This is a genomic window from Variovorax sp. GW822-FHT04A09 (genome assembly GCF_058801005.1).
On the sequence record NZ_JBXAMV010000001.1, the window covers coordinates 227,742 to 249,729 of the forward strand.

Below are 21,988 nucleotides of genomic sequence, written 5' to 3' on the forward strand. Positions count from 1 at the left end.
GTGCGCCCACTCACAACAACCATCGCCCGTCTGCTGGCGACCCTCGCGACAGTGGCGACCCCCGCCATGGCCGCGGAGGTCGTGGCAGCCGCCCCCACCACGGCCGCCGCCATGCCTGCGCCTGCTGCAGCTGCTGCAACGGTTGCGGCAGCACCCGCGGCCCCGGCCAGCCGGCGCTGCACCGCCATCATTCCGGACTCCGACCCGACCTATGCCGTGCTCGGCAAGTCGGTGGTCATTCCGTTGAAGGCGCGCGTGGTGCGCATCGTGGTCAGCGGCCAGCCTCAGGGCCAGGCGCCTGCGCCGGCGGCAGCGCCGCAAGGCGCGGCGGCAGCAATGGCCGTGACCAAGAGCGAGGGCGTCGGTGACATCGAGGTCACGCTGCTGAGCCCGACCGACCTGTTCTTCCGCGGCCGCCAGGCCGGCTCGATGAACGTGGTGCTGCAAAGCGCCGACGGCACCTGCTACATCAAGGACGTGATCGTCACCATCGATCCTGGGGCGCTGCAGGCCAAGCTGGCCGAGCTGATGCCGGAAGAGCGCCGCATCCGCGTGCGCAGCGCCGAGCGCTCCATCGTGCTCACCGGCGAGATCAGCGACGCGCTGAAGCTGGACGACGTGATGAGCCTGGCCGCGGCCTACGGCGCGGACGGCAAGAAGGTGGTGAACCTGCTGCGCGTGGGGACGCCCCAGCAGGTGATGCTCGAGGTGAAGATCGCCGAGGTCAGCAAGACCCTGCTCGACCGGCTGGGAGCGCGCGTGGGCTACTCGCGCACAAGCGGCGGTGGCCTGCACAACTACTCGCTGATCTCCAACTTCCTGAGCGGAGGCGCGGGCCTGGTCGAGGCGCTGCGCATCGGCCGCGGTGTGGTGACCATCGACGGCCAGAAGGACGACGGCCTGGTGCGCATCCTGGCCGAGCCCAACATCATGGCCATCAGCGGCCAGAACGCCAGCTTCCTGTCGGGCGGCAAGATCTTCATCCCGGTCTCGCAAAGCGGCAATGGTGGAAGCGGGACCACCATCACGCTGGAAGAGAAGGAGTTCGGCATCGGCGTGAAGTTCATGCCGACGGTGCTCAACGGCGACCGCATCAATCTCAAGATGGTGTCCGAGGTGTCCGACCTCTCGCAGACCGGCTCGCCCTTCACCACGGTCACGGGCGTGACGTCCGTGCTGCCGTCGCTCACGGTGCGGCGCGCCGACACCACGGTGCAGCTCAACGACGGGCAGAGCTTCGTCATCGCCGGGCTCATCAAGAGCAACGCGACGGAGGCGATCAAGCGCTACCCGGGCCTGGGCGAAGTGCCGGTGATGGGCGCGCTGTTTCGCAGCACCGAGTTCCAGAACGAGCAGACCGAGCTGATGTTCGTCATCACGCCGCGCCTGGTGCGCCCGCTGGCCGAGTCGCCGCGCGTGCCGACCGACAACCACGTGCTTCCCAGCCGCGCCGAGGTCTACCTCAACGGCGCCCTCGAAAGCAGCACCCCGGCACCTGCCGCCCCGGCCAGCGAAACCCCGTGAGGAGCCCCGCCATGTTCATCCGATCGACCCCCCTCGTGCTCGCATGCCTCCTGGCTGCAGGCTGCTCGAGCGTCACGCCCCACTACGACGCGCGCTTCGGCGAAGCCGTGCGCGACGCCAAAAAGAAGATGACGCTGAACCCGAACGCCGGCAAGAACGGCGACCCCGTCACGGGCATGGACGGCCGCGCGTCGCGCGAGTCGATGGTGCAGTACCACGAGTCTTACAAGAAGCCACCGCCGGCGGTCAATGTCATCAACATCGGCGGGCAGATCGGTGGCCAGGGCGGCGGCTCGGGGAAATGAAAGACCGCGATTGTGCGGACCTGTTTCAAACCAGCTTCCTCATGGAAAGGAGAACGCCACGACACGCATGACATTCGATTCCTTTGCTTTTTTTCAACCTGATTTTCTGTAGTCCATACCTTGAAAGGAAAGAGCCATGAACAAGTTTTTCAAAACCATCGGGAAGTCCGCGAGCGGTCTGCTGCGCGACGAAGAAGGCGCTCAGGTCGTCGAGTACGCCCTGATCATCGCGGTCGTCTCGATCGCACTGGTTGTTGCCCTGAAGGCCCTCACGGCCGACGGCGGCGGCTTCTCGGACTTCATCGATCGCGTCAATGTGTGCCTGACGACGGACGCCTGCGTCTGAGGTGTTCGTGGCGGAAGGGGTGGGCTTTACCTCGAGGCCCGCTTTCTTCCGCAATTCCCGGTGCCTTTGCGCAATTTCCCTCTACAACGAAACGGGGTCATCACCATGTTCAAGACATTGCTGACAGATGAGGACGGCGCTCAGGTGGTCGAGTACGCCTTGATCATCGCCATCATTTCCATCGTGCTGGTGGTCGCGCTGCAACCAGCCTCGATCGCGGCGAGCCTTGACGACTTGCGCCTGCGAGTGGTCGCTTGCCTGAACGGGAACGGTTGCGCCTGACGCATCCGGTGTCTTCTTTTTACGTCCAGACCGAGGACCGATCATGAAAGCCCGACGCTCCCCTCGCCGCCAGAGCGGCGCGATGATCATCACGGTCGCACTGTTCATGCTGTTCCTGCTCGGCTTCATGGGCATCGCACTCGACTTCGGCCACCTGTTTGTCGCCCGGACCGAACTGCAGACGGCGGTGGACAGCTGTGCGCTGGCCGCTGCGGGTGAACTCAACGGGGAGAGCACGGCCATCGATCGGGCGCGCAGCGCCGGCCAGACTGCCGGCAACGCCAACAACGTGAACCTGCAGTCGGCCACCTGGAGCGGTCAAGGCAAGCTCGTTGCGGCCGACATCACGTTCCGCGATGCGTCCTACGCGGCCACCACCGCGTCCGTCAGTGCACGCTACGCGCAGTGCGCCCACTCCCAACCCAACATCCAGATCTGGCTCATGAAGGCCGTGGGCGCGTTCTCTGGCGATTACGCCGGCAACCCGTCCACGCGCAGCGTTGCGGCCAGCGCCGTGGCCACCCGTGGCAGCGCCCAGACCACCTGCCCGATCCCGGTCCTGGTCAAGCCCAAGCCCGGCGGAACCGCACCCGACTACGGCTATGTCCGGGGCGAGTGGGTGACATTGATCAGGGCCCAGAACGCCGCGATCGGCGGTCAGATTGGCTGGGCCAACCTCAACGGCACCAACAGCGCCAGCGAAACCAGGGATGAACTGAGCGGCAGCGAATGTGAGACCCGGGTTGGCGACCTGATCGGCACCCCTGGCGTTCAGGCCTCGATCGCCGAGGTCTGGAACGAGCGCTTCGGCATCTACAAGAACAGCGGCAGTCCGAGCGCGGGGCGGCCGGACTACACGGGCTACGCCTACACCACGACCAACTGGCCCCCGCGTGCTGGCGGCGAGCAGCCCAATGCCTACAACGGCAACCCGCCCGCCGGTGCACCGGCCAGCGCACAGAACTTCGTGACCAAGCGCGCGGCCTTCGCTTCGTGCGACGACACGGGCACCAGCCTGAACGGCTGCGAAACACGCACGGGCCTGTCGCTCAACAGCTTCCACAAGCTCGCTGCGCCCGGCAACGTGGCGGGGGGACACAGGCAGTACGGCATGGACCGCCGCATCGTTACGGCGCCGGTGGTCGATGGCTCGTCTCGTGTGATCGACTACCTCTGCTTCCTGATGCTCCAGCCGCTGCAGATTCCCATGGGTGACACGCAGCTCGAATACCTCGGCAACGCCGGCGTGGTTTCGCCGACGTCGAGTCCCTGCACCACCAGCGGGCTCCCCGGCGGCTCGGCAGGCCCGCTCGTTCCCGTCCTAGTGAGGTGAGCACCATGACGACGACACGCTCTTCCCGCCGGCAACGCGGCGCCGCGCTGATCGAGCTGGCGCTGATCACGCCGCTGCTGCTGCTGCTCACCTTCATCACCAGCGAGTTCGGCCGCGCCATGTACGAATACAACACGGTCACCAAGTCGGCCCGTGACGCGGTGCGCTATCTCTCGGTCCAGACGCCCGGCACGAACATCACCCAGGCGCGCAACCTGGTCGTGTATGGCAACACCGCCGGCACCGGCGCGCCGTTGGCGCGCGGCCTGAGTCTGGCGAATGTGCCGGCCGCCACCTGCTGCACCTGGCAATCGGCGGGGGCGGACCCGATCATCAACACGGTGACGGTGCGCATCACCGGCTACACCTTCCACTCGCTGTTTCCGTCGGTGTTCGGCGTGCAGTTCGCCGACGCCAATGGCAACGTCGTCTTCAGCGACATCGCCGCCACCATGAGGGCGCCAACATGAAACACCACATCAAGGGCGCGACCACCCTCGAGTTCGCGCTGGGTCTGCTGATCTTCCTGATGCTGGTGCTGGGCATCGTGGACTTCGCCCGCATGCTGTTCACCTGGAACGCGGCCAACGAGGCGACGCGTGCCGGCGCGCGCTATGCCGTGGTGTGCGACGACACCACGCAGCAGGCCCTGGTGCTCGCCAGGATGCAGGCCTTGCTGCCGCAGGTGCAGACGGTGAGCGTGGCCTGGGTTCCCTCGGGCTGCACGGCGAGCACCTGCCAGGGCGTCACCGTGAGCATCACCGGCCTCAACTACCAATGGATCTCCCCGATCGTGGGGGCCGTCGCGCCGCTCATCCCGATGCCTGGGTTCTCCACCTTCCTTCCGCGCGAGGCCATGCGGCAAGACCTGCACAGCGCGGCCATCTGTTCCTGACAGCACACCGGACACGACCATGAAGATCGCCATCGTTTCCCCCAATCCGAACCACCTGCAGGACATGCGCAAGGTGCTGGAGCCGCGCGGCCATGCCGTCTCGCTCTTCGAAGGCGGCAAGAGCCGCATGCAGGCGGTCGTCGACAAGGTCGCACCCGACCTGCTGCTGGTCGACGGCATGTGCTGCGACCCGCAGGAACTCTCGCTGGTGGAGGCACTGACGCTTCGGCATCCGGCGGTGGCGGTGGTGCTTCTGTGCGCGATGCAGACGCCCGAGTTCCTGATTCACGCGATGCGCGCAGGCGTGCGCGAGGTGCTGCCGTCGCCCGCCGACACCGCCGCGCTCGAGGCCACCGTCGATCGCATCGCGCTCAAGATGGCCGGTTCGCAGGCGCGCAGCCCTGGGCGGGTGGTGGCGTTCATGCCCTGCAAGGGCGGCAGCGGCGCGACCTTTCTCGCGACCAACATCGCACACCAGCTGTCGCGCGAGCGCTCGGTGCTGCTGATCGACCTGAACCTGCAGTTCGGCGATGCGCTGTCGTATGTGAGCGACCTGCGCCCGACCGCGACGATGGCCGACGTGGCGCGCGACATCGGGCGCCTCGACGCCTCGCTGCTGGCGGCGAGCGTGGTGCGCGTGTCGCCGAGCTACAGCATCCTGCCCGCGCCCGAGGACCTGGCGCGCGCGATGGACGTGAAGGCCGAGCACATCGATGCCATCCTGCAGGTGGCGCTCGCGCAGTACGACTTCGTGATCTTCGACCTCGGCACGCGCATCGACACGCTCACGCTGCGCGTGCTCGACCGTGCGGAGCGCATCTTTCCCGTGATGCAGACCAGCCTGCCGCACATCCGCAACGTGACGCGCCTGATGCAGGTGTTCAAGTCGCTCGGCTACGCCCCCGGCAAGGTCGAGCTGCTGGTGAACCGCAGCACCGGCGGCGGCGAGATCGGGTTGTCGGACATGCGCCGGTCGTTGCCCGGCGCGACATTCACGACGGTGCCGGACGGCGGCAAGGACGTCGACGCCTCCATCAACCGCGGCGTGCCGCTGGCGGAGATGTCGCGCGGCAGCGCGCTCGCCAAGCGCCTCGACGAGATCGCCCACACGCTCAGCCCGCGGCCGGAGGCGACGCCCGGCTTCATGGGGCGGCTGTTCCGCCGTGCCTGAGACAGGGCGGATTCCCATCAATACCCAGGCGGAGGTGCCAACATGTCATTCAGGGACCAACTCAATGCGATCGACAGCGATGCTGGCGCGCGGCCGGCGGGGCCGGCGGGGCCAGCGGGGCCGGTCCTCGAGCTGACCACGTCGCCGTTCGCCTCGGACACCTACAAGCTGCTGAAGGAGCGCATGCACCTGAAGCTGCTGGACCGCTTCGACCTGGCGGCGCTCGAAACCCTCCAGCCCGACGCCCTGCGCCAGGAAATCTCGACCATGGTCGGGCGGCTGCTGCAGGAAGAGCCCGAGGCGCTCAACGACATCGAGCGGCGCACGCTGATCCGCGACATCCAGCACGAGATGCTGGGCTTCGGCCCCATCGAGCTGCTGATGGCCGACCCGACCGTGTCGGACATCCTGGTCAACTCGCCGGACCAGATCTACGTGGAACGCCGGGGCCGGCTGGAGCTGACCAATGTGAGCTTCACCGACGAGAAGCACCTGCTGCGCATCATCGACAAGATCGTCTCGCTGGTGGGGCGCCGCATCGACGAGTCCAGCCCGATGGTCGATGCGCGGCTGCCCGACGGTTCGCGGGTCAATGCCGTCATTGCGCCGGTGGCGCTGGACGGGCCGATGATGTCGATCCGCCGCTTCGCGAAGATCCCGCTGCGCATGAACAACCTCGTGAACGATCTCAAGTCGCTCACGCCGCCGATGGCGCAGATGCTCGAGGGCCTGGCCCAGGCCAAGGTCAACATGCTGATCTCGGGCGGCACCGGGGCAGGGAAGACCACGCTGCTGAACATTCTCTCGGGCTTCATTCCGGAGTCCGAGCGCATCATCACCATCGAGGACGCGGCCGAGCTCCAGCTGCAGCAGCCGCACGTTGCGCGCATGGAGACGCGGCCGACGAACATCGAAGGCAAGGGCGAGATCACGCAGCGCGCGCTGGTACGCAACGCGCTGCGCATGCGGCCCGACCGCATCGTGATCGGCGAGGTGCGCGGCGCCGAGGCGGTCGACATGCTGCAGGCCATGAACACCGGCCACGAAGGCTCGCTGACCACCATCCACGCCAACTCGCCGCGCGATGCGCTGGCGCGGCTGGAAAACATGATCGGCATGGCCAACCTGAATCTGCCGCACCGCACCGTGCGCCAGCAGATCGCCTCGGCGATCACGGTGGTCGTCCAGGTGCTGCGGCTGATCGACGGGCGGCGCAAGGTCACGAGCATCCAGGAGATCACCGGCATGGAGGGCGAGGTCGTCACCATGCAGGAGATCTTCACCTTCCACCAGACGGGCATGGGCCCCGACGGCCAGGTGCGCGGCCATTTCCACGCGACCGGCGTCCGGCCGAAGTTCATGGAGCGGCTGCAGGCGTACGGCGTGCTGCTGCCCGACACCATCTTCGATCCCGAAAAGCACTACGAATAGGAGCGCGCCATGTTCGACAACCTGGGTGGTGACACGCTGATCACGGTCACGGTGCTGGTCTTCGTGACCGCGCTGCTCATGATCGAGGGGCTCTACCTGCTGTGGCGGTCCTACAAGGGGCCCGACGCGCGCAAGATCGAGAAGCGATTGCAGGCGATGTCCGCCGCGGTCGACCGCACGCCGCAGGCCCATCTCGCCAAAGAACGCATGCTCAGCAACGTGCCCTGGATGCAGCGCCAGTTGCTGGCGCTGCCGCGCGCGCACCGGCTGGACCGTTTCATCCTGCAGGCGGGGCTGGACTGGACGGTGTCCAGCTTCCTGCTGGCCTGCGGTGTGCTCGGCGCGTTCGCGTTCTTCGCCGTGTGGCTGGCGCACCAGCCCGTGGTGCTGGCACTGTTGGCCGGCGCTGTGGCGGCGGCGCTTCCCGTCCTGTACCTGCAGCATCAGCGCAGCCGCCGGCTGGAGCGCCTCGAAAATCAGCTGCCGGACGCACTGGACCTCGTGACGCGCGCGCTGCGCGCGGGCCACTCCTTTGCCAGCGGCGTGCAGATGATCGGCGAGGAAATGCCCGAGCCGATCGCCAGCGAGTTCCGCCTGGTGGCCGACGAGGTGAATTTCGGCGTCTCGCTGCAGCAGGCGCTGACCAACCTCAGCGAGCGCGTGCCGCTCACCGACCTGCGCTACTTCGTGGTGTCGGTGCTGATTCAGCGCGACTCGGGCGGCAACCTGACCGAGGTGCTGGGCAACCTGAGCCGGCTCATCCGCGCGCGCTTCAAGCTGCTCGCGCGGGTGCGCGTGCTGTCGTCCGAAGGGCGGCTGTCGGCCTGGATCCTGGGCGTCATGCCGTTCGCCCTGGCGGCGCTCATGAACGTCTTCAATCCCGAGTTCATGTCGCCGCTGTGGACCGACCCGATCGGCCAGACGGTGCTGCGCTACATGCTGGTGCTGATGCTCGTGGGCATCGTGCTCCTGCGCAAGATCGTGAAGATTCACGTCTGAAGGAGAAGCGTCATGGCCATGCTGTTTCCCATCCTGGTTTTTCTGTCCGTGTCGCTGACGGTCATCGGCCTGGCGGTGTGGTTGTCTCCGACGCGCACCGCGCAGCGGCTGCAGGCGGTGGCGCTGCCTGCAGGCAAGTCGGCCTGGACCGAGACGGCCGTCAAGCTCGTCGGGCCGTTCGCGCAGCTGTCGTCGCCGACCGGCGATGCCGATCTGTCGCCGATGCGTGTGCGTTTTCTGAACGCCGGCATCCGCCACCCGGATGCGTACCTCATCTACTTTGGCCTGAAGACGCTGCTGCCGCTGGGTTTCGCGGCCGTTGCGTTCCTCGTGCTGCGCGCTGTGGGGTCGGAGGGCGGTACGACGATGCTGCTGTGGCTCGCGTTGGCTGCGCTGGCCGGCTGCTACCTGCCCAACGCGCTGCTGTACCTGCGCATCCGCGCGCGGCGCCGCGAGATCTTCGAGAACTTTCCCGATGCTGCCGACCTCATGTTGGTGTGCGTGGAGGCTGGGCTCGGGCTGGACGCCGGGTTGGCCAAGGTCACCGAGGAAATCCAGATCAAGAGCCAGGCGCTCGCTCAGGAACTGCACTGGACCAACCTGGAAATGCGCGCCGGCGGCACGCGCGAGAAGTCGCTGCGCAACCTGGCGCTGCGCACGGGCGTGGAAGAAATTGGCACCTTCGCCACCATGCTGACCCAGGCGGACCGCTTCGGCACCAGCATCGGGGAGTCGCTGCGCGTGTTCTCGGACGACCTGCGCCACAAGCGCCAGGTGCGCGCCGAGGAGCTGGCGGCGAAGGTGCCGACCAAGATGCTGCTGCCGCTGGTGCTGTGCATCTTCCCGTGCATCTCGCTCGTGATCCTCACGCCGGCGGTGATCCGGGTGATCCGGATGATCATGCCGATGCTGAGCGGGCATTGACAGGGGCGGCGCACGCGGCGCGGCGCGTGCGCCGCTGCAGCGGACGGATCAGGCCGCCAGCGTGTCGAGCTGGTGCTTGATCGCGTAGATGTACAGCTCGAGCCGGTTCGTGACGCCCAGCTTCTGGTAGATCGCGCACAGGTGGTTGCGCAGCGTGTGCTCGGTGACGAAGGCGCGCTCGGCGAGCGCCTTGTTGGAGGCGCCGCAGCCCGTCGCGACGATGCGGATGATCTCGCGCTCCTTGTGCGTCAGCGTGGCTTGGCGCGCCGTGTCGGGGTCGGCCTTCGGCGGCTTCCTGGCCGAGGTGAGTTCGGAGAAGACGCGGCCCATGGTCTGCGCGTCGACGCACAGCTCGCCACGGAACACGCGCTCGATGGCGTCGAGCAGCTGCTGCGCCGAGGCGTCCTTGCCCACCACGCCGCGCGCGCCGCGCAGTATGGCCAGGTCGAGCGTGCGCTGCTCTTTCTCGGCCGTCAGCACCATCACGCGCGACACCTCGTTGGTCAGCAGCCGGGGCAGGATGTCCAGCGCGCTGTGGCCGTCCAGGTCGAGGTCGAGCACGATGACATCGGGCGCGAGGCTTTGCGCCGTGGCCACTGCTTCGTCGCAACAGCTGGCCGTGCCGACCACCTTCATGCGCGGCTGTTCGCCGTCGATCAGCTTCGACAGGCCCCACAGCATGGTCTTGTGGTCGTCCACGAGCAGCACGGCAATGGGATGGTCGGGATGGTCGAGGGTTTGCATGACGGACTCCTTCCTGTGTCTGCGGCGTACGGTCAGATCGGGATTTCGATCCGCACCGCCGTGCCGCCATTCGCGCATCGGTCGACATGCGCCTGGCCACCCAGGGCCGCGGCGCGCTCGGTGAGGGAGCGGGGGTGGAAGGCGGTGAAGCTTTCCTGGCAGGGGTCGTTCTCGATGCACAACGCCAGCTGGCCGTTCTTGCAGTCGATGCGCACGCTGCCGTGGCGCGCATGGGTGTGCTTGCAGATGTTGTTCAGCCCTTCGCTCACCATCTGCAGCAGCTCCGCGGTCACGCGGTCGTCCAGGTGCAGCGGGCCGTCGACGGCCATCACGATGTCGATGTCGATGCCGTACAGGCCCTTGATCCGCGCGGCCTGGCGTTCCAGGTGGGGCCGCACCAGCCCGCCGGGGTCGTCGTTCGCACCGTGCCTGACTTCGCCGGCGTAGCGGCGCAGGTCGGCGATCACGCCGTCGGCCACGTCCGCGAGCTTGTCCAGGTCTTCGCGCAGCGGGTTGTCGGCGGCGGCCCGCTTGCGCAGCGCGCACAGGCCCATGCGCAGGCCGATGTAGGGCTGGATGGCGGTGTCGTGCAGGTCGAGCGCGATCTTCAGGCGCTCCGTCGACGCGGCTTCGGAGGCCATGCGATCGAGCACCTCGATGGTCTCGATGACCGGGAAGATCTGTTCCATGAGGTGGGCGAGGAACAGCGCGTCGGACTTGCCCAGCCGCCCGTCGCGCGACGAGATGAACACCCGGCCTTCGCCCAGGCGCATCGGCAGCGGCGCGCTGATGAAGGCCCGCGCCTCCAGCAGGGCGGCGATGGTGGTGCAGTGCGCAGCGCCTGCTTCGTCGGCGCTGCACCACGCGGTAGTGCCCGCTTCGAAGACACGGTGCTGCGCGCGCAGGTGGTTCAGCGGCCAGGGCAGGCGGTTGCTCAGCACGACGCTGTCGGGCGCCAGGGCCATGAGCGGCGATTCCGCGAGGCGGCCGATGGTCTCGATGCTCACCTGCTCGCAGGTGTCGTCCTCGCGCAGCGTGCGCAACAGCCAGGTGCCGGTGGCGCGGTCGCGCGTCAGCAGGATGCAGTGGCTGGCCCGGAAGAAGGCCAGCGTGCGCTCCATCGTGCGGGCGATGGTGCGTCCGGCGCCGAAGCGCGGGTTCGACAGCTGGCTCACCTCGCCCAGCAGCGCAAGGCGTCGTTGCAGCGCCAGCTTGGAGCCGCCCCAGTACACGATCATGTGCCCCAGCGCCAGGAGGAAGGCGGTGCGCATCAGCAGCTGCGGCGTGTCGTCCGTGCCCGTGGCCAGTCCGCAGGCGGCGAAGGAGGCGACCGAGGCGATCGTCACGCGGGCGCCTTCCTCGAAGCCCCAGCGGAACGACGATGTGAGGATGGCGAAGAAGTAGAAAAGGAAGAACAGGCTGTGGGTGCCGTCGGTCACCGCCATGATCAGCGTGAACCACAGCACGTCGGACCAGTGGATGGTTCGGCCCTGGAAGTAGGGCCGCCCCATCGCCGTGCAGACGTGGATCAGCAGGCTGTGAAGGATGTAACCGAAGAAGGCCAGCCAGACCGCTGCGGGGACCTGCTGCCGGCTATCGGCGGCGTCGACCGTGATCGCCAGCAGGGCCGAGATCGACAGCACGAGCCGCATGCGTCCCACCATGAGCGCATCCGCCGCCAGGCTGGCGTCGATGCTGGGGGCGGAGCCGTGCGCTCGCATGGGGATGCATCCGGTGCATGGACCATGTCAGGCACCGCGGGAGATCGCGGTACGGACGGGAGCGCTCGGCAGTGACAGTTTGGAATACATTTTTCTTGCCTGAGACCACAACGTGTGACGAGTTCACATTACTACTTTGGTGTTCAGATGCAATTGAAATCTCGTTCCATTAACGTTTGGTAACTATATTTGCATTGGATTGCATGCGGATAAATGAGGCCGCTGCAGAGGGCGGCGAGAGGGCGTGGTGCCGGTTGGGGAGGCCCCGGAGAGGGCGAGGTACCTCAACGGGGCGTTCGCCTGCCTTGGCGAAGGCGCATGCCGCGGGGTAACCCCGTTGCGCGGCCTCAGGGCAGGAACAGCAGCATCCCGTACACCGCAAACAGCATCAGGTGCATGAGTCCCTGGATCGGCGACGTGCGCTGCCCGTTGAAGCTCAGCAGGCTCAGCACCGCCGTCACCGCGAACAGCAGGGTTTCCGCGCCCGAGATGCCCATGAGCACCTGCTTGCCCGTGACCAGCCCGATGACCAGCACGGCCGGCACCGTGAGCCCGACGGTGGAGACGAAGGCGCCCAGGCACAGGTTGATGGCGCGCTGCATCTCGTTGTTCATCGCGGCGCGCACGGCGGTGATCGACTCAGGCGTGAACACGATGATGGCGATGAGCACGCCGCCCACGGCCGCGGGCACGCCGGCCGCGGCAATGCCGTAGTCGGTGACCACCGCGAGGTAGTGCGCGAGCAGCACGATGGGCAGGATCATCGCGAGCAACAGCAGTGAGCGAACGACCACGGCGCGTTTGTCCAGGCGGGCGTGATCGGCCTGCGCGGCAGGCGAGGGCGCGACCGCCCGCACCGACATCTGCCCCGGCGCCGGCTGGATGAAGAAGCGCTGGTGGCTGCGCATCTGCATCCAGAGAAAGGCGCCGTACAGCACGGCCGTGAGCACCGACATGCCGATCGCCTGCACCGGCGTGAACTCGCCCGCGCCCGAGGTGTGGTTGGGCAGCACCAGCGCCGTGCCGGTCAGCAGCACGATCATCGACAGGTAGGCGCCGGCGCCCTGCGCGTTGTATTCCTGGTCGCCGTGGCGTGCCGCGCCCGCGATCAGGCAGATGCCGATGACGAGGTTCAGGATGATCATCATCACGGCGAAGATCGAGTCGCGCCCGATGGTCGGAAACTCGCCCGGGCCCAGCAGCACCGAGGCGATGAGGATCACCTCGATCGACACGATCGAGAGCGTCAGGATCAGCGTGCCGTAGGGCTCGCCCAGCTGGTGCGCCAGGTGGTCCGCCTCGCGCACCACGCCGAACGAGGCGGCCAGGATGGTGACGAACAGCGCCAGGAAGACGCAGCCGGCCACCACGGGGCTGATCGGCGCGGCCAGCCAGCGGTTGCCGAAGGCGACGAAGAGCCCGACCACGAGCCAGGCGGCGGCGATCAGGGCCCAGGTGGCGGGCGGCACGAGGCGGGCGGGGGAGGGTGTTGTTGTCATGGGCGTTGTCACTCCGACATCAAGAGGGAAGCCAGGGCCAAGAGGCCGCTGCCGGCGAGGCTCAGCCCGCTCGCGGTCCACAGGGCCTTCACGTCGCGCGGTTCGCAGCCTTCGCGGCGCGCATGCCATGCAGCGTAGGCCAGGGCCACCGCCATGGTCAGCGCGGGCCAGTGCAGATCAAGACCGTTCATCGCGCGGCCCCCGATGCGGCGCGTGCGCGCGGGCATTCGGCGCGGTAGGACAGCCGGGTCGCGCCCGTGCGCACGTGCAGGCGCACGGCGCCGAGCATCAACCGGAAGGCATCCGGCACGGTGGCGCGAGCGCGAGGAAGGCGGAAACGGGAGAAGAAGCGTTGCGCGGCGAGGCGCCAGGAAGGGAGCAGTGCGGCCATGTCGAAACTTCGCGAGAAGTCAGGAAAGGGCCGTCCCTTGCAAGGTGAAGGTGCAAGGCCGAGGTCGTCCTCGGCCCGGTTCGCGCAGGGCGCACGAACGAAAAAATGATAGCAGGGAAATCGGAGCCGACGCCCTCAGCCCCCGCGTGCGCGCACCTGGGCCGCGTGCAGGAGGCGGGCGCTGTCCACCTTCTGCTTGGACAGGAGCCGCATCCTGCTGCAGCTCGAGCAGCGGTACAGGCGCAGCCAGGGCAGCAGGCGCATCCACCCTCTGCGCGGCTGGCGGTCCATGTCCTGAAGATGGCAGGGGCAGGCGGAAACCGAATGAGTCGACGACATTTGTCAGAGTGACCATGCTGTCCAGATCCCACCCTGACCAAGCTCTGCGGCTCTTCGGCTACTGGGAATTGAAAGTATTCATTCTTACGACAAATGTAAACAAGCACACTCACCTGATTTGGGTATTCGCGCCCCGTTTTCCTCGGTTTCGGTCACACCCCGTTTCACTTCTCCCGCGCTTCCTGTGCACCAGTTCACAGAGGGAAAGCCGCCAGTTGACCGGTGTAAACTGCCCGGTTTTCTCCCTCTCTCGCGGTATGGTGCAAGTGTCACGGCGCACAGGCTTCACCGGCTCGGCGCTCACTCGCTTGCTCGCTCAATTGAGCGACATCGACGTTCCCGAATCCAGGCAAGCCCTCGCGGATCGTTTGAGTCAGTGGTTCAGTTGGACCGACGCCATCTCCTTGTCTGCAGCTTTGGATTCCGATCTGGGCGTCGCCGTGTCCGGCGCCCGGGCGTCCGAGGGCGCCGAGGAGGCGCAGGAGTGCGCGCGCCTGAAGGCCGCGCTGGCCAAGGGCAATGCTGACGGCGGCGTGGCCTCGGTGCTGCCGGGCGCGAACGACGACTTTCCGCCGTACCGCCGTCGCTACTTCGCACGGCAGCAGGCCATGGAAACGGCCATCGAACCGCTGCGCGCGCGCCTGCGGGCCCGGCTCGCCACCCGCTCGCCCGAGCTGGCCCGGCTGGCCGCGGTGGACGCCATCCTGGAACAGGTGGTGGGCGCGCGCGAACGCAGCCTGCTGGCGAGCGTGCCCACGCTGCTGGAGAAACACTTCAAGCGCCTGCGCGAGGCCCATCAGGCCGCGCAAGACGCCACCCCCGACAACCCCCAGCCGCCAGCGACCGCCGCCGCCGGCTGGCTGGACGTGTTCGGCCGCGACATGCAAAGCGTGCTGCGGGCCGAGCTGGACATTCGCATGCAACCGGTCGAAGGCCTGCTCGAGGCCCTTCGCGACCGCTAGCCTGCCGCCCTACAAGAGACAACAAGCCTCCATGAACAGATTTTTCCATTACGCCGTCTTCCTCGTGGGCCTGGCCGTCGTGTGCTGGGTCGGCGCCAGCTATGTCGGCCACAACCCGCTGGCCCTGGTGATCACGGCGCTGATCGGCGCGTTCTACCTGATGGGCGCGCTGGAGCTGCACCGCTTCCACCAGGCCACCGGCACGCTGTCGCATGCGGTGAACGACCTGTCGGCGCCGCCGGCGAGCCTCGGCGACTGGCTCGCCGGCCTGCATCCCTCGCTGCGCAACGCGGTGCGCCTGCGCATCGAAGGCGAGCGCGTCGGCCTGCCGGGCCCGGCGCTCACGCCGTACCTCGCGGGCCTGCTGGTGCTGCTGGGCATGCTGGGCACCTTCCTGGGCATGGTGGTCACGCTCAACGGCACCGGGCTGGCGCTCGAAAGCGCGACCGACGTGCAGGCCATCCGCAACTCGCTGTCGGCGCCCGTGCGCGGCCTGGGCCTGGCCTTCGGCACCTCGGTGGCGGGCGTGGCCGCATCGGCCATGCTGGGCCTGGCCTCGGCGCTGTGCCGGCGCGAACGCCTGCTGGCCGGGCAGTCGCTCGACACGCTCATCGCCACGTCGCTGCGCGGCCATTCGCTGGCGCACCGCCGCGAAGAGTCGTTCAAGCTGATGCAGCAACAGGCCCACGCGATGCCCGCGCTGGTCGACCAGCTGCAGGCCATGGTGGCCGCGATGGACCGCCAGAGCCAGTCGATCAACGAACGCCTCGTCGCCAGCCAGGACACCTTCCACCAGAAGACCGAAGCCGCCTACACGGGGCTCGCCGCCTCGGTCGACCGCTCGCTGAAAGACAGCCTGGCCGACAGCGCCCGCATCGCCGGCGAAACCATCCAGCCGGTGGCCAAGGTGATGCCCGAGCTGGTCGGCCAGCTGCAGACCATGATGGCCGCGATGGAGCGCCAGACCCAGGCGCAGAACGACCGCCTCGTGGCCAGCCAGGACAGCTTCCACCAGAAAGCCGAAGCCGCCTACACGGGGCTGGCCGCCTCGGTCGACCGTTCGCTGAAGGACAGCCTGGCCGACAACGCCCGCATCGCCGGCGAGACCATCCAGCCCGTGGCGAAGGTCATGCCCGAGCTGGTCGGCCAGCTGCAGACGATGATGGCCGCGCTGGAACGCCAGGGCCAGGCGCAGAACGAGCGCCTCGTCGCCAGCCAGGACAGCTTCCACGAAAAGGCCGAAGCCGCCTACAGCGGCCTGGCCGCATCCGTCGATCGCTCGCTGAAGGACAGCCTCACCGATACCGCCCGCATCGCCGGCGCGACGATCCAGCCCGTGGTCGAGGCGGCCATGCTCGGCATCGCGCGCGAAGCGGCGTCGCTGCAGGGCGGCATGGCGCAGGCCGTCGAACGGCAGCTCGAGGGCCTCACGGGCCGCTTCGAGGCCTCGACCGCCGGCGTGGCCGACACCTGGAAGGCCGCGCTGGCCGAACACGAGCGCGCGAGCGGGGCGCTGTCGAGCGACCTGCGCGGCACCCTCGAACGCTTTGCCGAAACCTTCGAGCAGCGCTCGGCCGCGCTGGTCGACGGCGTGTCGGCCCGCCTCGAAAGCACCGTGGGCAGCGTGTCCGACACCTGGGGCAGCGCGCTCGCGCAGCACCAGCGCGTGAGCGAAAAACTGTCGGGCGATTCGCACCAGGCGCTCGCCGCCGCCGCCGCCACCTTCGAACAGCATTCGGTGGCGCTGCTGCGCACCGTGGGCGAGGCCCACACCAGCCTGCAGACCGAACTGGCGGCGCGCGATGCGCAGCGCCTGTCGGCCTGGAGCCAGTCGCTCGAAACCATGGCCGCCTCGCTGCAGAAGGAATGGCAGCAGGCCGGCGCGCACACGCTGAGCCAGCAACAGCAGCTGAGCGACACGCTGGCGCAGGCCGCGCGCGACGTGTCGGCGCAGGCCGAGGCGCATGCCAAGCAGACCGTCGCCGAAGTTGCGCAGCTACTGCAGGCCGCATCTGACGCTCCCCGCGCCGCCGCCTCGCTGCTCGACACCGTGCGCGAGGCGCACGCCAACCTGCAGACCGAGCTCGCCACGCGCGACGCGCAGCGCCTCGCGGCCTGGAGCGGCTCGCTCGAGACCATGGCCGCCTCGCTGCAGAAGGAATGGCAGCAGGCCGGCGCGCACAGCCTGAGCCAGCAGCAGCAGATGAGCGAGACGCTGGCGCAGACCGTGCGTGACATGTCGGCGCAGGCCGAAGCCAACGCCAAGCAGACCGTCGCCGAAGTCGCGCAGCTGCTGCAGGTGGCAGCCGAAGCACCGAAGGCCGCGGCCGACGTGATCGCCGAGCTGCGCCAGAAGCTGTCGGACGGCATGGCGCGCGACAACGACATGCTCGAAGAGCGCAGCCGCATCCTCGGCACGCTCGAAACTTTGCTGGGCGCGGTGAACCACGCCTCGACCGAGCAGCGCAGCGCCATCGACGCACTCGTCACGGCCTCGGCCGACATGATGGAACGCGTGGGCAGCCGCTTCACCGAGAAGGTCGAGAGCGAGACCGAGAAGATGGCCGGCATCGCCGCGCAGATCACCGGCGGCGCGGTCGAGGTGGCGAGCCTGGGCGAGGCCTTCGGCTTCGCCGTGCAACGCTTCGGCGAATCGAACGACAAGCTGGTGGCGCACCTGCAGCGCATCGAAGGCGCGCTGGGCAAGTCGCTGGCGCGCAGCGACGAGCAGCTGGCCTACTACGTGGCGCAGGCGCGCGAGGTGATCGACCTGAGCATCATGTCGCAAAAGCAGATCGTCGAAGACCTGCAGCAGTTCGCCAGCCGCCAGACGGCCGTGGGCAGCGAGGCCTGAAATGGTGCGCGACGAGATCGACCTCGACGCCGGCCTGGAGCCGACCGTCCCCGTGTGGGCGGTGTTCGGCGACCTGATGGCGGGCATGTTGGGCGCGTTCGTGCTGATCCTGGTGTGCGTGCTCGGCATGCAGCTGGACCTGGCGAGCCGCCTCGAAACCGAGGTGCAGCAGCGCCGCGCCGAATCGCAGCGCCGCGAAGCGCTCGAACAGGCGCTGGCCGGCCCGCTCGCCGCGGGCCGCGTGACGCTCAACAACGGCCGCATCGGCATCAGCGGCAGCGTGCTCTTTGCCTTCAACTCCGCCGACCTGCAACCCGGCGGCCGGCAACTGCTGAAAAGCCTGGCCGGCCCGCTGGGCGCCTACCTGAAGGCGCGCGACGAGATCCTGATGGTGAGCGGCTTCACCGACGACCGGCAGATGCGCGAGGGCGCGCGCCTGTTCGCCGACAACTGGGAGCTGTCGGCCCAGCGCGCGCTCACCGTGACGCGCGCGCTGATCGAAGAGGGCGTGCCCTCGTCGTCGGTGTTCGCCGCCGCCTTCGGCGCCGAGCAGGCCGTGGCCTCGAACAACGACGCCGAAGGCCGCGCGAAGAACCGCCGCGTGGAGATGGCGCCGACGCCCCGGCCCAAGAACGCCCCCGACGCTGCGAAGCCCCGTGAGTAACGACACCGCACCGGACGATCAGGTCGACCCCGTCGCAGCGCTCGACGCCTGGCGCGCGCGCGGCGACGACCGCTTCGACCCGGTGCGCTTCCGCTTCATCGAGGCGATGGCGCAGCGCGCGGCGGTGCACGAGGGGGAGGCGCGGCGCCTACTGGATGCGCGGCTGGCCAGCCTCATGGCGACCTACCGTGCCGATCTGGAGAAGGTCGAACCCGAGGCCGAAGCGTCGGCTGAGGCGCCGCTGCACACCGCGCTCGCCGAGCTGATGAACCACATCGCCCAGCTCGCGCCGCTGCCGCCGCCGCCCGACGCGGAGTCGACCGATGGTGACGCCGTGCCCAGCCTGTCCACGGCACCCGAGCTCAAGACGCTGAGCTACTTCCGCGGCACCTGGTCCAAGCTCGCCGCCGACCAGCGCGTGACACAGTCGCTCGCCAAGGTGCCCAAGAACGCCGGCCCGCTCAACACGCACCACCTGGTGCAGCGCGCGCTCACGCTGATGCGCGACCTGTCGCCGCAGTACCTGCAGCGCTTCATGGCGCACGTCGACGCGCTGTTGTGGATCGAGCAGGTGAACGCCGCCGCCGAGGCCGCGCGCGTGGCGCGCACCGAGAGCCCGCGCAAGAGTTCGCGCAGCCGCGCGAGCTAGAAGCTCAGCCCGCCGCGTCGTGGCACACGACGCACAGCTTGTTGCCGTCCGGGTCGCGGAAGTACGCGCCGTAGTAGTCGGGGTGGTAGTGCGTGCGCAGCCCCGGCGGGCCTTCGCAGCTGCCGCCGTGCGCGAGCGCGATGCGATGCACCGCGTCGACCATCGCCCGCGTGCCGGCGGTGAACGCCGCCATCTGGCCGTTGCCCGCATCGTGTGGCCGGCCGTCGTGGGGCTGGCAGATCACGAAGAAGGGCCGCGCGCGCCCCGCGCTGTGCCAGCCCGCCCAGGGCTTGGCCGGCTCGCAGAAGCGGCGCTCCAGGCCGAGGCCGTCCATCACCGCGTCGTAGAAGGCCAGCGCGCGGTCGAAATCGGAGACGCTGAAGAAGACATGAGAGAACATTTCGGCTCCTTGTGAAGCGGGGGAATGGCCGGCGTGAAATCGTCAGCGCGGCCAGAGCCACCAGGCCAGCCCGGCAGCAACCAGTACCCAGATGCCGATGACCAGGGCCATGCCGGCCTTGCTCTTCGGCTTGCTGCCCGTGCGCGTCATCCATTCCTCGGCCCGCGCGCGGCTGCGCACGATGACCTCGGGCGGCAGCAGGCGCACCGCGAGCCAGATCAGTGCGGGCAGCAGCAGCACGTCGTCGAGGTAGCCGAGCAGGGGAATGAAGTCGGGAATGAGGTCGATGGGGCTCAGCGCATAGGCCACCGTGAACCAGCACAGCGCCTTCGGCAGCCATGGCGTTGCGGGGTCGCGGCAGGCGAACCAGAGGGTGACGGCGTCGCGCTTGATGCGGCGCGCCCAGTCGCGCAGGGTCATCGTGGCCACGCGCCTCAGGCCGCGCTGCGCGGCCCGAACATGATGATGCCCATGCCGACGAAGCACACGGCCACGCCGACCCAGTCGCTGGTCGATGGCGTCACCTTGTCCACGGCCCACAGCCACAGGATGGCCACGCCGATGTAGACCCCGCCGTAGGCCGCATACACGCGGCCCGCGGCGGTCGGGTGCAGCGAGAGCAGCCACGCGAAGAGCGCCAGGCTCAGTGCGGCAGGCAGCAGCAGCCAGGCCGACTGGCCCTGCTTGAGCCACAGGTAGGGCAGGTAGCAGCCGACGATTTCCGCGAGCGCGGTCGCGATGAAGAGGCCGAGGGTCTTGAGCAGGTCCATGGCCGCCATTGTGGCGGCCGACCGTTGATGTCAGGGCTGTCGTCCGGGCCCGGTGCCCGGCCGCGACGAAGGCTCCCACACATCGGGCGTGGTGGCGACCAGCGACTTGAAGTCCTTCCACGGCCGCGCGCCCGGTACCGTGCGCCCGCCGACGATCACGACCTTGGCGTAGGCCACCATGCGCTCGCGCAGGTAGCGGCGCTCGGACTCGGGCCAGGTCTCGATGGCGTGCGGGCCGCGCGACAGCACGATCTCCTTCACGCCGCGGATGCGGTTGTAGGCGGCCACGGTGCCTTCGAGCGATTCGGCGCGGTCCCACAGGCCCTTGCCGAAGAAGGCCGCGGGCCAGCGGTCCATGCCCGCGAGCGTGGCGGAGTTCGGATAGAACAGGATGTGGTGGTCCGCCGCCATGCCGCCCAGAAACAGGTTGCGGTCGGCCAGGTCGGGCGCGTCGGGCAGGTAGCCCGCGCCGCTGGCGAACGACGACAGCAGGATGGCCCCGCGGATGTTGCGCCAGCCGCGCGCCGGCGTGCAGTTGGGCACGGGCATGTCGAAGCTGCAGGCGGCCACGTAGTTGCGCGTCAGGGCCCAGGCGGTCGACATCGAGCCGCGCGAGTAGCCGCCCAGCACCAGCGGAATCTCGCTGGCCTTCTGGCCCGCCAGCAGCCGGCCGCGCGCGGCATTGCCTTCGAGCAACTGGCCCGAAGGCGTGAGCAGCCGCAGGCCCTGGCCGTGTTCGAGCTGGGCGAGCACGCGGAACACGTCCTCGCCTTGCTCCAGCGTGTTGGTGTCGCTCACGCCGCCCGACAGGCCTTCGCCGCGCCGGTCGTAGGCCAGCACGTCGAAGCCGGCCTGGTTCAGCGCGTGCAGGTTCTCGCGCCACCAGCGCTGGCCCATGGCCTCGGTGGTGCCGTTGGGGAACGACACCGGCACGGCCTTGCCGCTGGCGCCCTCGATGCGGTAGGCCACCTCGTCCGGATGCTGGAGGGCCGTGAGCTGCCCGCCGCCGCCCGCCGCCATGACGGCGAGGGCGCGCACCTTGCGGCCGCGCCCGTCGTCCACGCCCGCGCCTTCGAGGTACCAGCCGCGCAGCTTGATCGGGTCGGCGAGCTTCAGGTCGAGCCGCTCGAAGGTGTCGCGCGGCACGGTGAACTCGACGATGTGGGTGCGCGCGTCGGCCTCGGCAATGCCTTCGCGGTAGGGCGCCTTCGCGAAGAAGGCGGGGCGGCGGATCTGTTTCAGGTCGACGTTCGGGCTGTCGGCATCGATGCGCCCGGCCGGATCGACCGCACCCGTCACGCGCGTGGCGCGCGCCTTGTTGGGCGGCAGCCAGCGCTGCATCTGCGCGTTCACGCGCTCGAAGCAGGCTGGCTCGGCCTTGCAGGTGCGCCAGCGCGCCTTGAGCTGGTCGTCGGTGAACGCGCCCACGTGGTAGTCGCCGCCCGCGTAATTGGTGGGCACGGGGTAGGCGCTCATGAGCACCGGCACGCACACGCGCGGGCCGCCGGCGTTCACCGCGGTGCCGGCCTGCGGCAGCAGGTAGCCGCCAACCCTTGCGTTGCGGTCGGCGCCGACCCAGGCCGTGCAGTCGGTGGGCGGCGGCTTGCTGGCGGCGGCCTGGCGCTGTTCGGCGGTGGTGCCGGTGGTGCAGGCGGACAGGCCCAGCACGGCACCGAGCAGGGCGAGCGGAAGGGTGGCGCGGGAAGAACGCATGGGGCGGGAAACGCTCGCGGAATGAAGAACCATGTGATTGGAACGCAGCCGGGGCGCAAAAAGGGACCGCAT

General features: G+C 68.6%; 24 protein-coding genes. 15 read left to right on the top strand and 9 right to left on the bottom strand.

The genetic code is table 11. The annotated features are described in order from the left end of the window. The first annotated feature begins 66 nt into the window (after positions 1–66). The 11 genes from AC1RLW_RS00925 to AC1RLW_RS00975 all read left to right on the top strand — a co-directional run bounded on the left by AC1RLW_RS00925 (position 67) and on the right by AC1RLW_RS00975 (position 9,210). Positions 67–1,524 (top strand): type II and III secretion system protein family protein, encoded by a 1,458-nt coding sequence (locus AC1RLW_RS00925; protein ID WP_493193044.1) that lies wholly within the window; start codon positions 67–69, stop codon positions 1,522–1,524. Positions 1,525–1,535: 11 nt separating this feature from the next. Continuing rightward, positions 1,536–1,829 carry a hypothetical protein gene (locus tag AC1RLW_RS00930; RefSeq protein ID WP_493191957.1) on the top strand — a complete coding sequence of 98 codons (294 nt, stop codon included), beginning with the start codon at positions 1,536–1,538 and terminating at the stop codon, positions 1,827–1,829. 136 nt (positions 1,830–1,965) lie between these two features. Then, positions 1,966–2,175, top strand: a complete 210-nt coding sequence (locus AC1RLW_RS00935; protein ID WP_493191958.1) for a Flp family type IVb pilin — start codon at positions 1,966–1,968, stop codon at positions 2,173–2,175. Between the two features lie 105 nt (positions 2,176–2,280). Further along, positions 2,281–2,457 (top strand): Flp family type IVb pilin, encoded by a 177-nt coding sequence (locus AC1RLW_RS00940; protein WP_493191959.1) that lies wholly within the window; start codon positions 2,281–2,283, stop codon positions 2,455–2,457. Positions 2,458–2,500: 43 nt separating this feature from the next. Further along, positions 2,501–3,790: a pilus assembly protein TadG-related protein gene (locus AC1RLW_RS00945; RefSeq protein WP_493191960.1), complete on the top strand. Its 1,290-nt coding sequence runs from the start codon at positions 2,501–2,503 to the stop codon at positions 3,788–3,790. A gap of 5 nt (positions 3,791–3,795) precedes the next feature. After that, positions 3,796–4,260 (top strand): TadE/TadG family type IV pilus assembly protein, encoded by a 465-nt coding sequence (locus AC1RLW_RS00950; protein ID WP_493191961.1) that lies wholly within the window; start codon positions 3,796–3,798, stop codon positions 4,258–4,260. Beyond that, the gene (locus AC1RLW_RS00955) at positions 4,257–4,685 is read left to right on the top strand and encodes a TadE/TadG family type IV pilus assembly protein (protein ID WP_493191962.1); all 429 of its coding nucleotides are present in this window, start codon (positions 4,257–4,259) and stop codon (positions 4,683–4,685) included. Before AC1RLW_RS00950 ends, AC1RLW_RS00955 begins: the two co-directional genes overlap by 4 nt. Before the next feature lie 19 nt (positions 4,686–4,704). Next, positions 4,705–5,856, top strand: a complete 1,152-nt coding sequence (locus AC1RLW_RS00960) for a CpaE/TadZ family protein (protein ID WP_493191963.1) — start codon at positions 4,705–4,707, stop codon at positions 5,854–5,856. Between the two features lie 42 nt (positions 5,857–5,898). Further along, positions 5,899–7,287: a TadA family conjugal transfer-associated ATPase gene (locus tag AC1RLW_RS00965; protein ID WP_493191964.1), complete on the top strand. Its 1,389-nt coding sequence runs from the start codon at positions 5,899–5,901 to the stop codon at positions 7,285–7,287. Positions 7,288–7,296: 9 nt separating this feature from the next. Further along, a complete protein-coding gene (locus AC1RLW_RS00970) occupies positions 7,297–8,286 on the top strand; it encodes a type II secretion system F family protein (protein ID WP_493191965.1) in 990 nt (329 codons plus the stop codon). Between the two features lie 12 nt (positions 8,287–8,298). Continuing rightward, positions 8,299–9,210, top strand: coding sequence for a type II secretion system F family protein (locus tag AC1RLW_RS00975; RefSeq protein ID WP_493191966.1), 912 nt, complete (start codon positions 8,299–8,301; stop codon positions 9,208–9,210). Positions 9,211–9,258: 48 nt separating this feature from the next. On the opposite strand, the gene AC1RLW_RS00980 is transcribed toward AC1RLW_RS00975, so the two are convergent. The 5 genes from AC1RLW_RS00980 to AC1RLW_RS01000 all read right to left on the bottom strand — a co-directional run bounded on the left by AC1RLW_RS00980 (position 9,259) and on the right by AC1RLW_RS01000 (position 13,565). Further along, the gene (locus AC1RLW_RS00980) at positions 9,259–9,954 is read right to left on the bottom strand and encodes a response regulator (RefSeq protein ID WP_095745836.1); all 696 of its coding nucleotides are present in this window, start codon (positions 9,952–9,954) and stop codon (positions 9,259–9,261) included. 32 nt (positions 9,955–9,986) lie between these two features. After that, on the bottom strand, positions 9,987–11,675 hold the full coding sequence (locus AC1RLW_RS00985; protein WP_493191967.1) for a sensor histidine kinase: 1,689 nt from the start codon (positions 11,673–11,675) through the stop codon (positions 9,987–9,989). Positions 11,676–12,022: 347 nt separating this feature from the next. Continuing rightward, the gene (locus AC1RLW_RS00990; RefSeq protein ID WP_493191968.1) at positions 12,023–13,174 is read right to left on the bottom strand and encodes a calcium:cation antiporter; all 1,152 of its coding nucleotides are present in this window, start codon (positions 13,172–13,174) and stop codon (positions 12,023–12,025) included. A gap of 8 nt (positions 13,175–13,182) precedes the next feature. Further along, positions 13,183–13,365 carry a hypothetical protein gene (locus AC1RLW_RS00995; RefSeq protein WP_159276280.1) on the bottom strand — a complete coding sequence of 61 codons (183 nt, stop codon included), beginning with the start codon at positions 13,363–13,365 and terminating at the stop codon, positions 13,183–13,185. Then, the gene (locus AC1RLW_RS01000) at positions 13,362–13,565 is read right to left on the bottom strand and encodes a hypothetical protein (protein WP_493191969.1); all 204 of its coding nucleotides are present in this window, start codon (positions 13,563–13,565) and stop codon (positions 13,362–13,364) included. Before AC1RLW_RS01000 ends, AC1RLW_RS00995 begins: the two co-directional genes overlap by 4 nt. A 596-nt stretch (positions 13,566–14,161) precedes the next feature. Between AC1RLW_RS01000 and AC1RLW_RS01005 the strand changes: the two genes are divergently transcribed. Genes AC1RLW_RS01005 through AC1RLW_RS01020 form a run of 4 tightly spaced genes read left to right on the top strand, consistent with a single transcriptional unit; the run spans position 14,162 to position 19,033 of the window. Then, positions 14,162–14,866, top strand: a complete 705-nt coding sequence (locus tag AC1RLW_RS01005; protein WP_139702577.1) for a DUF3348 domain-containing protein — start codon at positions 14,162–14,164, stop codon at positions 14,864–14,866. A 31-nt stretch (positions 14,867–14,897) separates the two neighbouring features. Next, complete coding sequence (locus AC1RLW_RS01010) at positions 14,898–17,720, top strand: DUF802 domain-containing protein (RefSeq protein WP_493191970.1); 2,823 nt, start codon at positions 14,898–14,900, stop codon at positions 17,718–17,720. A 1-nt stretch (position 17,721) separates the two neighbouring features. Beyond that, entirely contained in the window at positions 17,722–18,384 is a 663-nt protein-coding gene (locus tag AC1RLW_RS01015; protein ID WP_493191971.1) for an OmpA family protein, read from the top strand. Beyond that, complete coding sequence (locus tag AC1RLW_RS01020) at positions 18,377–19,033, top strand: DUF2894 domain-containing protein (RefSeq protein WP_493191972.1); 657 nt, start codon at positions 18,377–18,379, stop codon at positions 19,031–19,033. The genes AC1RLW_RS01015 and AC1RLW_RS01020 overlap by 8 nt, the downstream gene beginning before the upstream one ends. Before the next feature lie 4 nt (positions 19,034–19,037). Here the strand turns inward: AC1RLW_RS01020 and AC1RLW_RS01025 are convergent, their stop codons facing one another. The 4 genes from AC1RLW_RS01025 to AC1RLW_RS01040 are packed head-to-tail and all read right to left on the bottom strand — an operon-like array spanning position 19,038 to position 21,916. Continuing rightward, a complete protein-coding gene (locus tag AC1RLW_RS01025) occupies positions 19,038–19,433 on the bottom strand; it encodes a VOC family protein (RefSeq protein ID WP_492696789.1) in 396 nt (131 codons plus the stop codon). A 42-nt stretch (positions 19,434–19,475) separates the two neighbouring features. Beyond that, positions 19,476–19,853 (bottom strand): YkvA family protein, encoded by a 378-nt coding sequence (locus tag AC1RLW_RS01030; RefSeq protein WP_493193045.1) that lies wholly within the window; start codon positions 19,851–19,853, stop codon positions 19,476–19,478. Between the two features lie 14 nt (positions 19,854–19,867). Next, positions 19,868–20,203, bottom strand: coding sequence for a YnfA family protein (locus AC1RLW_RS01035; protein ID WP_139706707.1), 336 nt, complete (start codon positions 20,201–20,203; stop codon positions 19,868–19,870). 30 nt (positions 20,204–20,233) lie between these two features. Further along, positions 20,234–21,916, bottom strand: a complete 1,683-nt coding sequence (locus tag AC1RLW_RS01040; protein ID WP_493191973.1) for an alpha/beta hydrolase — start codon at positions 21,914–21,916, stop codon at positions 20,234–20,236. Positions 21,917–21,988 lie beyond the last annotated feature (72 nt).

Coding starts and splice junctions, on each gene's coding strand:
- AC1RLW_RS00925 (WP_493193044.1), top strand. CDS start 67: ATGGCCGCGGAGGTCGTGGCAGCCGCCCCCACCACGGCCGCCGCCATG.
- AC1RLW_RS00930 (WP_493191957.1), top strand. CDS start 1,536: ATGTTCATCCGATCGACCCCCCTCGTGCTCGCATGCCTCCTGGCTGCA.
- AC1RLW_RS00935 (WP_493191958.1), top strand. CDS start 1,966: ATGAACAAGTTTTTCAAAACCATCGGGAAGTCCGCGAGCGGTCTGCTG.
- AC1RLW_RS00940 (WP_493191959.1), top strand. CDS start 2,281: ATGTTCAAGACATTGCTGACAGATGAGGACGGCGCTCAGGTGGTCGAG.
- AC1RLW_RS00945 (WP_493191960.1), top strand. CDS start 2,501: ATGAAAGCCCGACGCTCCCCTCGCCGCCAGAGCGGCGCGATGATCATC.
- AC1RLW_RS00950 (WP_493191961.1), top strand. CDS start 3,796: ATGACGACGACACGCTCTTCCCGCCGGCAACGCGGCGCCGCGCTGATC.
- AC1RLW_RS00955 (WP_493191962.1), top strand. CDS start 4,257: ATGAAACACCACATCAAGGGCGCGACCACCCTCGAGTTCGCGCTGGGT.
- AC1RLW_RS00960 (WP_493191963.1), top strand. CDS start 4,705: ATGAAGATCGCCATCGTTTCCCCCAATCCGAACCACCTGCAGGACATG.
- AC1RLW_RS00965 (WP_493191964.1), top strand. CDS start 5,899: ATGTCATTCAGGGACCAACTCAATGCGATCGACAGCGATGCTGGCGCG.
- AC1RLW_RS00970 (WP_493191965.1), top strand. CDS start 7,297: ATGTTCGACAACCTGGGTGGTGACACGCTGATCACGGTCACGGTGCTG.
- AC1RLW_RS00975 (WP_493191966.1), top strand. CDS start 8,299: ATGGCCATGCTGTTTCCCATCCTGGTTTTTCTGTCCGTGTCGCTGACG.
- AC1RLW_RS00980 (WP_095745836.1), bottom strand. CDS start 9,954: ATGCAAACCCTCGACCATCCCGACCATCCCATTGCCGTGCTGCTCGTG.
- AC1RLW_RS00985 (WP_493191967.1), bottom strand. CDS start 11,675: ATGCGAGCGCACGGCTCCGCCCCCAGCATCGACGCCAGCCTGGCGGCG.
- AC1RLW_RS00990 (WP_493191968.1), bottom strand. CDS start 13,174: ATGACAACAACACCCTCCCCCGCCCGCCTCGTGCCGCCCGCCACCTGG.
- AC1RLW_RS00995 (WP_159276280.1), bottom strand. CDS start 13,365: ATGAACGGTCTTGATCTGCACTGGCCCGCGCTGACCATGGCGGTGGCC.
- AC1RLW_RS01000 (WP_493191969.1), bottom strand. CDS start 13,565: ATGGCCGCACTGCTCCCTTCCTGGCGCCTCGCCGCGCAACGCTTCTTC.
- AC1RLW_RS01005 (WP_139702577.1), top strand. CDS start 14,162: ATGGTGCAAGTGTCACGGCGCACAGGCTTCACCGGCTCGGCGCTCACT.
- AC1RLW_RS01010 (WP_493191970.1), top strand. CDS start 14,898: ATGAACAGATTTTTCCATTACGCCGTCTTCCTCGTGGGCCTGGCCGTC.
- AC1RLW_RS01015 (WP_493191971.1), top strand. CDS start 17,722: ATGGTGCGCGACGAGATCGACCTCGACGCCGGCCTGGAGCCGACCGTC.
- AC1RLW_RS01025 (WP_492696789.1), bottom strand. CDS start 19,433: ATGTTCTCTCATGTCTTCTTCAGCGTCTCCGATTTCGACCGCGCGCTG.
- AC1RLW_RS01030 (WP_493193045.1), bottom strand. CDS start 19,853: ATGACCCTGCGCGACTGGGCGCGCCGCATCAAGCGCGACGCCGTCACC.
- AC1RLW_RS01035 (WP_139706707.1), bottom strand. CDS start 20,203: ATGGACCTGCTCAAGACCCTCGGCCTCTTCATCGCGACCGCGCTCGCG.
- AC1RLW_RS01040 (WP_493191973.1), bottom strand. CDS start 21,916: ATGCGTTCTTCCCGCGCCACCCTTCCGCTCGCCCTGCTCGGTGCCGTG.